This window comes from Streptomyces sp. NPDC028314 (assembly GCF_055565795.1).
In genome coordinates, this window is the sequence record NZ_JBVHTP010000008.1 from 277067 (window position 1) to 289195 (window position 12129).

Sequence of the window (12129 nt, forward strand, 5' to 3'; positions counted from 1 at the left end):
CGCAGCGACGGCCAATTCCCGCGGGCCAGGCCCCACTCACGCTCTACGAGCCGACGGCGAACTGCGGAGATCATCATGGCTCCTTCTCCCTTGAAGGGAGCGTGGCACGGCTCAAAGCCGTTGGCACTGCCGTTGCTGACCTGTGACGGTGAGGAACGCCGAAGAGGTTCCCCCTGCGGAGCGCCTGCGCGGACGGCACGCTTCGTGAGCGTGGGGCACGGAGGGCCATCGGTTGTCTCCAACCGGAAGCTTCCGCCGACCAGGTTCCAGGCGTTGACCCGTTGAACGGACCGCAGCCGGTGCTGGCCGGATGCTGCGCAACATGGGCAGGCGACAGAGCCAGGCTGCCGGCCGGAGCACCTACGAGCCAATCCAGCCCCTCCAGCCGGAGGGTGGCTGTTGCGGCCGATCCCTGATCCGTATCTCAACAGTCAAAGGCAGGCCCGGGACGTAAAACCTCCGTGCACCGGACCTGCGGGTGTCACCGACAAGGCAGGGCTGGGCCTGGCGAGCCAGGTATCGACCGCCAAGCGATGCCGACTACCCGTCACTCATCCCTGCGTTTGGTGGAGAACGATCTCCCGCACATCCGCCAACCATTGACGCAGCCGCACACCCTTAGGCGGGAAAACGCCAAGCCCCAGCGTCGCCGCCGACTCCTTGAGCATGTGATCCGATTCGTTGAGGATCATGAATTCACGGATCTCGCCCGCCAACTGTCGGAGGTCACTCTCCGAAGCATCTGAAAGGTAGTCGTCCAGAGCCTCCCTGTGCGAGGAGTACTCCAGCGAGAAATCTTGATGGAAGTATGCTGCCAACAGGTGTCGGAGTCCTGGAAAACGCTCTCTCCATTCCCATGAGGTTTGAGGGGGCGACTGGGAGGGAGTTTCCGGCTCTGCGAGGAACTGCCGGAGGTGCCCGCCGATGACGGCAAGACAGCTTTCCACCGTCTTCCCGTGGGGAGGGTGGATGTGAGGCAAGAGGTCGACATCATCCGCGATCTCATCATTGAACAGGCCGGCCTCGAGGAGATCGTCGATTTCGGCTGCCGCCTCGGCTGCGCGCGCGGGCTCGATCGCCGCTTGCCTGAGGTAGGCACTGAGCGCAACTCCGCGACGGTCCTCTGTGTCATCGAAGGCGTAGCCAGTCACTGTATAAGAGCGCAGGAGATCGCGCAGCTCACGGAAACGATCGTTCGACGGTGTCACCTGTTCGCGCCTTACTCTCGAGCTATGGAATGGGATATGAAGTGAGGATTCGGTAGCCGTTCGCAGCGGACGGGTCGCGCTTAAGAACCACTTGCACTCCGTTCACCCATTGCGCGGCGGTTCCGCGTTTGAAGTTCTCCCGGGTCAAACTCAGGCCGGTTGCCTCATCGAATTCCTCAGCAAAGTCCATCTTCTGCCCCCTGGGGCTGGCGAGCCATTCGCCGATTTTTTTCTGGTTTTTCAGCATCGCCGCATCAGTGAATCTCTGAGCCGAAGCCTCATCTATGTATCTGGATGCCGCAGGCATTTTGGGGTTGCTCCGCAGACGCGCACGCAGGTCGCGTGTCGTCATCGTCACGTGCCGCTCGATGGTATGCGAGCCGTTGATTCCTTCGTCCCCCGCGATATCCGCACGGTACTTGGGATTGACGGGCCCCTTGCGCTTGCTGCGAGGCCATGCGTTCGGCTCTCCGTCGCGGAGGAGCATGCCGAGATCGCCCGCCTCGACCGCGAGCCCGCTGGGCAGCGCGAACTCCGGGGTGTAGCCCGGCAGGCGGACACCTCCCAGGAGACTGGTCCATCCACCGCCCTCCCTCGCGAGCTGGAACGCCCTCCCGGCTCCGCCGAAGGCTCCGCCGGTAAGGCCTCCGTAGACTCCGGCGTCCTGTGCCTCGTCAAGGTTGAAGCCGGTCTGCAGCCCCGCGGCTATCTTGAGCGGTTGCGCGACGGCGAGGTCGACGGTGACGGATTCGATGCCCGCGATGGCAGCGGTCGCGAAGACGGTGCCGGCGATGGTGGCGACCTCGGTGGTGAGGGCCACGCCCACAGTCGCGGCGAGCTCGACGATGGTGGCGGTGGCCGCAGCCGCGGCGACTTCGGTAGCACCCAGGGTGAAGAACGCCAGGCCTGTGCCGGCGACGATGACGGCGCCGGCGATCTCCAGTTCGCGGTCGAGCTTCTTCTTCGCGTCGGCCACGGCATCGGCGTACTTGTCGATCCCGTCCGCAAGCGAGCGGGGACCCTCGACGAGGTCCTGGAGCCACCCCTTCTTGTCGTGGTAGTAGCGGGCCCAGAAGGGGTCGGCGAACGCGGAGATCGCCTCTCCGCTGTTGTTGTGAATCAGCGTCTGAGCCGCCTTGTTGGCGGCCGCCGCGACGTCTTCCATGTCGTCGGCGAACGTTCGCCACGCGTTGGCGATGTTACGCAGTTTGCCTACGTTGCCGGCAGGCCACTCGATTCCGGTGACGTCGGTGACGATCTCCCGGACCTTGTCACCGGTGCTCACTGCTGGTGCCCTGGGGCATCGGGCTCGCCGTGGGGCTGAGGTGTGATCTTGCGGAACATGGCCCCGATCAGAGCGTCGTTCTCTATGTGCCCGTCTGCCATGTCGGTCATTGCCGTGTGGATGCTCGCCAGGCCGTCCTTGATGATGCCGGCAGACTCCTCGATCCGGGCCACGATCGGCCCGTACTTGTCGTGGAACTGCTTCCCCGGGTCGTCATCTCCCCAGGCCGCCCCCGCTTTCGCCAGCGACGTGCGAAGCGTACCCAGAGCCTTGCCAAGCGCCTCGCTCTGATCGTGGAACGTCGGTGCTGTCGCCTTCAGATCCGCCATCTTGATGTCAAGGATCTTGCCATCGTCGCCCACTTGTGTCCCCTCCCGTTGCACTCGTGGCCATTTGACCCTAACCGCGCCTGATCGTCCGCAACTATGGAGAGCTCAAAGAACAAGCAAAGATCAACTACGCGGACGCCGACGACCGCCGTGACAACCTGTCGGGACGGAACGGACACTGAGGTGGGCGAGTGGTTGCCTAGTTGTATTGCCCTGGGAGGTTATGGACCGGTGATGCAGGTCTCGGCTGAGGCGTCTTGAACGGGTGAGGGCCTTCCGGGTTCGGTGTGTGGATTGCGACATCTCCACCGACCAACAGAAGGCCCTCATGCCCGGTCGCCGGATAGCTACTGCCTCAACCGGTCCCAGAGCCCTTTCGGAGCTGTGGGGATCCATCCACAGCGCGGGGCGGTCACCGATTTCCTCGGTCAGGTGGGTGCAGGCTCCGGGAAGGTGCGCGTACTGCGTCGGGAGATGAGAATCGTGTCCGCACCGAAGCGTCGCCACTCTTGCTGAGGTGAGGTCACAGGGCGCACCTTTGGCACGGAATCCGTCTGGCGAGCTGCAACGCTCTTCCTTCACGGTACCCGCCCACCCTCACGTCGTACCGGTGTCCACACGGTAGACGATCTTCCCGTCGAACTCCGCGAACCCCAAAGACTTGTAGAAGGCGCGCGCGCCGGGGTTGTCGTGGTCCGTCATCCACTCGACCCGGCTGCATCCGGGACGTGCGGAGGCCAGGGCACGGAGCTCGTCCATGAGGCGGGCGCCGACGCCTTGGCGGCGGAGGGTGCCGCGGACATAGAGCTCTTTCAGGAACAGGGAGTGGGAGGAGCCGGCTGCCGGCCAGAGGAACGAGTAGGCGGCGAGCCCGACGAGATCACCAGCCTCGTCCTCGACCAAGAGAGCGGACGCCAACGGCGGGGAGCCGAAGAGCGCCTCCTCCACCTGGGAGCGTCGCTCCTCGAACGGCTGGATCTCGGTCGATCCGTAGAACCGTTCGATCTCCTCGATCAGATCGGCCACTGCCTCGGTGTCGCGCCTTTCGGCGGGGCGGATCGTCACGGTCATCGACATCTCCTGTCGCTTTTGCATCGCTTCACTCGTTCGTTTCAATGCGTGATCATGGGGTGGCGGCACTGCTCGTGGCTACGGGGGCGTCAGTGCCTGAGGAGCCCAGCCGTGCTGGCGCAGGGAGCCCTGAACATGCCGGATGAGGTACTCCAGATCCGCGCAGTAGACCGAGGGGTTTCGGTAGCCGCGGTCGGTGCTGAAGCGGTGCGGTAGATAGCCCCCACCGCACACCTCCACCAGAGGACAGCTCCGGCACTGATCGGCGAGCGCGGCCTTCCCGTTCTGCCGGTGCAGGAGCTTCGGATGGTGAAGGACTTCATTGAAGGACTGCCTGAAGACGTCGAGTCCCAGCCAGGAGGCGCCTTCCTCGACGGACCGCAGGGTGTCCACGCCCTCGATCGTGCCGTCCGACTCGATCACGATGCTCGTCGGCGGGGCCAGGCCGAGGGACTCCACCGAGCTGTGCACCCCGGAGCTCAGCGCCACGATGTCTTCCAGCATCCGCACGCTGTGCCGCTGCTCCGGCCGGGCGAGCCAGGCGTCGTAGACGCGGCTCATCCACAACCCGTACTCGGGCACACTCGGGTCGTCGCGATGCGGCGGCTCGTCGTGCGTCCCGTGCGGCAGGCCGAAGTCGATCACAGGCGGCTCGAACGACGCCAGGTAGTCGTGGACCTCGACCGGGTCGTTGGCCAGGTCGACGACGGCGAGCAGCCCTGCGAACAGGTGCGGCCGGGAACGCAGGAGTTCGATACCTCGTACGGCCGAGGCGGCGCTCGATCGCGAGGCGTGCGTCAGCCGGTGCCGGTCATTCGCGGTCGGCGGTCCGTCGAGGCTGACGCCCACGACGACCTCGTACCGCTCGAAGAGGTCCAGCCACGGCTGCGTGAGGAGCGTCCCGTTGGTCTGAAGCTCGAAACGGACCGCCACACCAGCCGGAACACCCTCCCGTACGGCGCCGAGCAGGTCTGCCATGTGCCGGGGGCCGGCGAGCAACGGCTCACCGCCGTGCAGTACGACGTGCACGCTCCGCAGGCCGTGCACCGCTGCGTGCTCACCGATTCGCAGCCCAGCCGCCCGGGCCACATCCGCACTCATCCGGGCAGGCAGGTGCCGCCACGCCTGGTCAGCGGAGTTGAAGACGTAGCAGTAGTCGCAGTCGATGTTGCAGCGATTGGCAACCTTGAGGATGAACGACCGAAAGGGGGCGACGTCCGCGCGCGGTGTCATCGAGCGGAACGACTCAAAGAGGCCAGGTCCAGATCAGCGAAGCCTGGTGACCACTCTCGCCGACGTGGTTTGACGCCGTCTGCTCGGCCGCCAGCCGCTGCCGTACGCGGACGGCGACACGATCCAGGACGACCGAACCGTTGATGGACTCCGCGACGACGGGCGCCGGAGCCTGCGGTGCGGGAACGGGCGTACGTGACGGCATTCGACGCTCCTCGTGGCAGTACAACGGTGATTGAGGCGGCAGACCAGCCCGCAAGGTAGCAGCACCGCTACCCTCGGCGACATAACGAATCCGGCCACGTGCCCGGCTACTCGGCCTGCAACGCAAGTAGCCGCTCGACGACATCTGCCGCCCCGACCACGCCCAACCGTCGGTACACATCGAGCGCTTCACGCAGCGCCCCTGCGCCCCGCGCCCGCTCGCCGGCCGTCCAGTCGCAACGGCCGATCCCGTCCAGGGCCCGTGCCTCCTCAAGCGGGCAGCGGATGTCCCGGGCCAGCCCCAGCGCCTGCTCGAAGATTCCGCGGGCGGCGGTCCAGTCACCGGAGGAGTGCAGCAGCGTCCCCCAGTGATTCAGGACCTCCGCCTCACCGCACCGGTCGCCGAGCTCTCGGAGGATGTCCAGACTCCGCCGGAACGACTCGACGGCACCGTCCCGCTCGCCGGCGACCCCGCGCGCCACACCCAGCTCGCCCAGAGCGGCGGCTTCGCCACCACGGCTGCCGAGATCGCGGTACGAGCCCAGGGCGTCATCCAACAGCCGGATCGCCTCCGTGACGTTCCCGTCCATGCGGTCCAGTACCCCGAGGTAGCGAACGCTGTTCGTGCGGCCGAACCGTTCACCGAGCTCGGTGAAGTACTCCAGCGCCTGGGTGTGAGCCTCCCGCGCTCCGGTGGGATCGCCAGTCAGACGCCTGACGACTCCGAGCTCGTTGAGGGCGTACGCCTGGTGGACCCGGTCGTCGAGCTCCCGGTAGATGTCGAATGCCTCACGGTGGCGCTGCGCAGCCAGCTGATACTCGCCCAGGAGACAGTGCACAACGCCGAGGTCCCGCAGTGAGTTGGCCTCCCCGTACCGGTCGCCCAGCTCCCGGTAGATCGACAACGCTTCGGTCTGTGCCGCCACCGCTGTGTCGAACCGGCTGGTCTGCCGGCGCACCATGCCAAGGTCCGCGAGCGCGTTGGCCTGGCCGAGACGGTCGCCGACTTCCCGATAGAGCGCGAGGGCCTCGGTCTGCGCCTGGGCAGAGGCGTCGTTGTCCGCGGTCATGTACCAGACGATGCCCACCTGGTTCAGAGCGTCGGCCTTGCCTCGCTTCTCGCCGACTGCCTCGTACTGCGTCACCGCCTCGTTCAGTGCCTCGATGGCCTCGGGGTAGGCCGCCATGAAGCGCCGTACGACTCCGAGCTCGGCCAGCGCGTTGGCCAGCGCCCGCCGGTCGCCGGTGTGCCGGGCGGCCTCGGCGGCGGTCCGGTGGAGGCCAACGGCTTGATCCCAAGGCCCGGCCTGCCGCAGGAAGGGCGCCATCGCCGCAGCCATGTGGATCACCAACTCGTGCAGCGCGAGGTCGTTCGCCCTCCGGATGCAGGCCAGGACGTTGGCCCGCTCGTCCTCCAGCCATCCCAGAGCCGCCGTACGTGAATCGATGGGCGGGGTCTCGACCTGGGCGGCGCCGTCCGGAGAATTCGGCGTGGAGGCGCCGCTTCGGGCAATGTGTCTGTTCGCGACAGCTAGGGCGGCCAAGTAGTAGGAGCACACGCGCTGAACGGCATGAACAGGGGTCATGCTGCCTCCCTCGTCGGCGAGACCGCGGGCATAGTCGCGTAGGAGATCGTGAAGCCGGAACCGGCTTCCCGGATGTTCCTCGATCAGATGGGCGTCGTAGAGCGCGTCGAGTCCCTCGCGTGCCGCCGCCACCGAGACCGAGCCGAGCGCGGCCCCGGAGAAGGCATCGAGCTCGGTTCCAGGGTAGAGGCCGAGACACCGGAAGAAGTGCTGCCGCTCAGGTGTGAGGTCCTGGTAGGACAGACTGAACGTCGCGGCGACCGCGCGCTCCCCAGCTCGGAGCTCTCCCAGCCGGTCCCCGGCCGTGACCAGACGCGCACGGAGATCCTCGGCGCTCCACGACGGGCGATGGCGCAGCCGCGCGGCGAGCAACGACACCCCGAGTGGCAGGTACCCGCACAGCTCCACCAACTGCTCGAGGGCGGACCGATCCAGCGACTCCGCCGACCGCCCGCTGAGGCGTACGAACAGTTCGACCGCATGCTCCGCCGGCAACGCCTCCACTGGCAGAACCACCTCCTCGTACGCAGCCAGCCGCTTCCGGCTCGTCACCAGCACGAGACAGTCGCTCCCGCCGGGGAGCAGGGGCTCCAGCTGGCGATAGCTGGCCGCGTTGTCGAGGATGAGCAGTGCCTTCTTGTTCGCGAGCTGGCTCCGCCACATGGCCGCCCTCGCCTCGGTGACCGCACCCAGGTCGTCGCCGACAGGAATCCGCTGCGCTGGAACTCCGGTCGCCGCCAGCAACGATGCAAGCGCTTCCGTGGCTTGTACGGGGGGCCTTCCTGTCGTGTGCCCGTTGAGATTCACGAAGAGCTGGCCGTCCGGGAAACGCTCCGACAGCACATGTCCTGCGTGTACGGCGAACGTCGTCTTTCCGACTCCTGGCATTCCGTCGATCACATGCACAGGCAGCGCGTCACCGCTCTCCTGCGAGTTCCGTACGGACCGCACCAGCGCCTCGAGCTCGGCGGTCCGGTCGGTGAACGCGTTGGTGTCGCGTGGCAGGGACCGCAGCACGAGGGCAGCACCCGGAGGCACCGCCCCTTCCTCTGGCTGGGGCGTCGACGCAGCGCGGCGTTCCGGCGCCCCCGACTCCGACAGAGCGGCAAGCAGCACCGCCAGCGCGACCATGGCCCCGCCGAGCAAAGCGAACGAGAACCAGCCATGCCGCTGCAACCACCCCAGCCACCCGGGCCACTGCGACTCGGACACGGCGTTGGTGACGAGCCCCACGAGCATGGTCGTAACGGCTCCGCCGGCAGCCACGACGGCGACGGAAATCCCCCGCCGGAGCCTCATACGTGGGTCGTCTTGACGGAGCAGGGATTGGTCCGTTCGGGCTGGCCGCCTGTGGCGCGGCACAGCTTTCCAGCTGTAGCTCCGGTCACGAACGCAACCCCCGAATCCGACGCCCTATCGCGCATAAGCGGACCAGCTCTCACGGACCCTGGTCAAGGTCAGCTCCCCGCCACACACCGGCTCGTATCAGCCAACCTGTGCGTGGCTTCTACGCCGGGCGCACCGACGCCCCTTTCACGGAGCTGGCCAGATGACCAGGTGAACAACGCTTGATCACGGCGCCCCTGAGGGGCCACGGGGGCGAAGAGGGAGAGCGACATGCGTCTGAACTGCTCGACTTCACTCCCAACCCCGCGGTGTCACCTGCTTGTGCTTCGCCTGCTCCAGCAGGCGAAGGCGAGAACTGAACGACGGTTACTGGTGATTGCTCACCCCGGAGGAACCGAAGGCGGTGTGCGCGTTGTCGCCGCCCCAGCCGGTCGGGCTGCGCCAGATGACATTGACACGGAAGACATCGCGAATCGTGTCTGCAGACCAGTCTTCGGTAGGCGGTTCGGAGAGGACAAGGTGCAGACCCTCGGCCGGCGCGGGCAGCGTGTGGTTGATCTCGAGGAGGCGGGTCGCGCCCGATCGCAGGTCCGCATAGGTGGAGCAGCCTGCGCCCAGGGCCTCGTAGAGGAAGAGACCGTGCTGGGTGACGCAGCTGACGTCGACGACCGAGGAGTCGGCCGGCTGGAGGTCCGCCCAGAGAAGTGATGCCTTCAGCGCATGACGGACCGCCTCGTGCTTCTTGCACGTACGGTCGGCCTCGGCAGCCGCTTCCAGCGCGCGGAGGAAACCGTCCTTCGTGGTCGCAGCCGGTGTTGCGGCGGCGGTGTCCGCGGTGGTCATCTGCACCTTTTCCTTCTGATCTGGTTGCGTCGGGGCGACGGGGATCGCGCCGTCAGAGTTCGGCTTCGTCGCCATGCTGAAGCGTTCCTGAAGCTCTCGCCGTGCTTCAGCGAGGGGCCCTGCCCAGCCGGAAGCATCCAGCCCCTCCGCGAGCCGACCTGCGTCGAAAGCGCCCTCCTTGAGCGCACGGTTGGTTGTCGCGGCAAGGTCTCGAAGAAGTCCGAGTCGCTCTCTGTCCGGATCACCGAACAGATGAAGTACATCGACCCAGTCAGCCTGGTCCCGGCGAAGGATGCGATTGGCCATGCCCTGGAGTTCGGAGAGGCGGCTGCGGGCGTCAGGAACGTCGCCGTCGCTGCCGGTCAGCTCTCCCAGCACGTCCAGCGCCGCGATATAGCGCCCCGCCATCCGCTCCGAGACGGGCGACCGGCCACGCTGATCAGCGGTGAGCACGGTCTGACTCGTATCGTTCGCGAACACCCAGCAGTCCAGCTCGTCACCCCGGCGCGGGGGAACCGAGCCCTGGCGGACGGTGAGCACGAGCGGCCGACCGATCACCGGAGACAGCGGCCTGACCTTGTACCGACCGCCAGAGACGTGGCCTACGACCTCGACCCGGACATCGCTGCCGATCCGGGGAACGCTTTCCGCCGCGCCCGCCGGCCGGAGGTCCGGTGCCGCGGGTTCGGAGTCGTCCGCTGATGCGGTGAGCGCCTCCGGCAATGCGGCGGTGTGCAGGACCGTCAGGCTCTGGGTGCTGCGGGTGAGGGCCACGTACAGCTGACGCAGCCCGGCCGGACCACGGTCGGCGATCGTCGCGGGCTCGACGACCAGGACGTGGTCGTACTCCATTCCCTTGGCCTGCGCGGCGGCCAGTACGGACACGGCATCGCGATCGCGCTCGGCGATGTCGCCGCCCTCGTGGATCCGGTGGCTGATGGCGTCCAGCCAGTCGGAGTCGTCGGGGACGATGACGGCAACGGAGCGGGGGTTGCTGCCGTCGCTGGTGCGCACCAGTCGTGCCACGTGGGCGACGGTGTCGTCGAGCAGCTTCCATGGTTCGGTCGCCACGGTCCGCACGGCGTCCGCGCCCGCCTCACGGACAGCCTGTGGATATGGCAGGGACGGGGCGACCACGCGGGCGAGAGGGGCGACGAACTCCATGATCTCGGCAGGGACGCGGTAGCTGGTGATGAGCTGAGCCACGCTCCAGTCGCCGTGGTCGGAAAGGAGTGCGCCCAGCAGGTCCCAGCTCGTCGGGATGTGGGCGCCCGTCGCCTGCGCGAGGTCGCCCAGGACGGTCATGGAGCCGCCCACGGCACACCGCCGCCGCAGGGAGCGGGCCTGCATGGGCGTGAGGTCCTGGGCCTCGTCGACAACGATGTGGCCGTATCGCGGTGGAGTGTCGCCGCTGATCAGCACCCCGAGCTCTTCGAGGCAGACGTGGTCGTCGAGCGTCCACGGGTCGGCGTCGGCGCTGGCAGCGCGGGCCCGCAACAGGGCTGCCTGCTCGTACTCGTCGAGGATGCCGTCGGCGCAGTCCCGCAGGAGGTCGGCCGAGTCGTAGAGGCTACGCAGGGCCTCTCGGGGTCCGGGGGACGGCCAGACGCGTTCGACGAGGCGCTCGACGCGGCGGTTGCGTTCCAGGTCGCGGCGGATCGTACCGGCCTGTCCGCGGCGCGGTGCGACATCGGCGAGCTCTTGGAGAAGCCGGTCGACGAACAGGCCGCGGAAGCGGTCCCGCCGCTCCCGGAAGGGCCCGTCGCCGGCGTGAGCCTGGTCGAGGAGGGCGAGGACCTCGGACTTCGGCACGCGGAGGGTCGTACTGCCGGCGGTGACGACGACCCCGGGCTCGTCGCCCTCGTAGGAGGGGGCGACGGTGAGGGCGTCGAGGGCCTCGGGACGGTAGTCGCTCTCGACCCGGCGCCGCAGTACAGCCGCCATGCCTTCCCCTGACTTCGCCAGACGCGCCTTCGGGGAGTCCACACCGAGGGTCTCGCCCTCCCACAGCCGGTCCAGCTGGACGGCGTTGACATCCCGGGTGCCGAGGGTGGGGAGGACCTGGCCGACGTAGTCGAGGAACCGCTGGTGGGGGCCGATGACGAGGATGTCCTGGGCCTTGAAGTGCTCATTGTTGACGAGCCAGGTCACCCGGTGGAGACCGACCGCCGACTTGCCGGTACCGGGGCCGCCCTGCACAACGAGGATGTCCGAGGGCGAGCCGGTGACCAGCGCCATCTGGTCACGGCGGATGGTCTCGACGATGTCCCTCATCCGACCACCGCGCGACCGCTGGAGCTCCTGCAGCAGGAAGTCGTCCGGCTGGGGTGCCTTACGCCGCTGCCGTCGTACGACATCGCCGGGCGTGGGGGCCGTCGTACGTTCCGGGGCGGGGGACGCGTCCGCCTCCTCCGCCACGCTGTCGTCGGCGGCCTGACGGGGCACCGGTACGTCGGCGTACTCGGGTACGCCGACGGGCTCGGGTACGGGAGCGGGAGCGGGTGCCGCCGGGGAGATCTCGTCGAAGTAGCCCTCGACGATGCGCTGTACGCAGCGGAGCTGCCGGCGCAGGACCACCTCGCCCGGGCTCTCGGGCCGGGTCTCGATCCAGGTCTTCGCCTGGGGGCTGGTCCACGGCAGCACCACCAGCTCGTGCGAGGCGTCGTGCACGCTTCGGCGCCCGATGTACCACGGTCGGGGCTCTCCGCCCGGGTCCTCCGGGGCGTCGACGCGGGAGAAGACCAGCGCCTCGTCGCCCAGTCCTCCGTAGGCCTCGGCCCGCGCCTCCGCTTCGGCCCGGTTGGTGATCCCGTCCTTGCCGCTCGCCGAGGCGGTGGCCGCCGAGGTGCCGCTCAGTTCAGCCAGTTTCGTGGTGTAGCAGTCGTACGCGTGGTCCACCGCCCGCTGCTCGCCGGCGAGGGTCTCGTCCCGAGTGGTGGTGCTCATGTGCGTCCTCCCTGCGGTGCCAAGGAACACCGCCGCGGGCATGTGCCCGTACCCCGCTGAAACAACTATCAGAAACC

General features: G+C 67.6%; 8 protein-coding genes. All 8 read right to left on the reverse strand.

Features of this window, described 5'->3' with window-relative positions; all coding sequences use genetic code 11:
• Positions 1–551: 551 nt before the first annotated feature.
• Positions 552–1208, reverse strand: a complete 657-nt coding sequence (locus tag ACZ4TG_RS20335) for a contact-dependent growth inhibition system immunity protein (protein ID WP_468164619.1) — start codon at positions 1206–1208, stop codon at positions 552–554.
• A 22-nt stretch (positions 1209–1230) separates the two neighbouring features.
• Positions 1231–2493, reverse strand: coding sequence for an RNase A-like domain-containing protein (locus ACZ4TG_RS20340; protein WP_468164621.1), 1263 nt, complete (start codon positions 2491–2493; stop codon positions 1231–1233).
• Positions 2490–2855 (reverse strand): hypothetical protein, encoded by a 366-nt coding sequence (locus ACZ4TG_RS20345; protein WP_468164623.1) that lies wholly within the window; start codon positions 2853–2855, stop codon positions 2490–2492. The genes ACZ4TG_RS20340 and ACZ4TG_RS20345 overlap by 4 nt, the downstream gene beginning before the upstream one ends.
• 564 nt (positions 2856–3419) lie before the next feature.
• Complete coding sequence (gene haaN / locus ACZ4TG_RS20350; RefSeq protein WP_468164625.1) at positions 3420–3893, reverse strand: cyclophane-containing RiPP N-acetyltransferase HaaN; 474 nt, start codon at positions 3891–3893, stop codon at positions 3420–3422.
• 78 nt (positions 3894–3971) lie between these two features.
• Positions 3972–5126 (reverse strand): FxsB family cyclophane-forming radical SAM/SPASM peptide maturase, encoded by a 1155-nt coding sequence (locus ACZ4TG_RS20355; protein WP_468164627.1) that lies wholly within the window; start codon positions 5124–5126, stop codon positions 3972–3974.
• 13 nt (positions 5127–5139) lie between these two features.
• Positions 5140–5331 (reverse strand): HaaA family cyclophane-containing RiPP peptide, encoded by a 192-nt coding sequence (gene haaA / locus ACZ4TG_RS20360; protein ID WP_468164629.1) that lies wholly within the window; start codon positions 5329–5331, stop codon positions 5140–5142.
• Between the two features lie 106 nt (positions 5332–5437).
• Positions 5438–8215, reverse strand: a complete 2778-nt coding sequence (gene haaT, locus ACZ4TG_RS20365; RefSeq protein WP_468164631.1) for a cyclophane-containing RiPP biosynthesis TPR protein HaaT — start codon at positions 8213–8215, stop codon at positions 5438–5440.
• Positions 8216–8629: 414 nt separating this feature from the next.
• The gene (locus ACZ4TG_RS20370) at positions 8630–12052 is read right to left on the reverse strand and encodes a HelD family protein (protein WP_468164633.1); all 3423 of its coding nucleotides are present in this window, start codon (positions 12050–12052) and stop codon (positions 8630–8632) included.
• Positions 12053–12129: the final 77 nt, after the last annotated feature.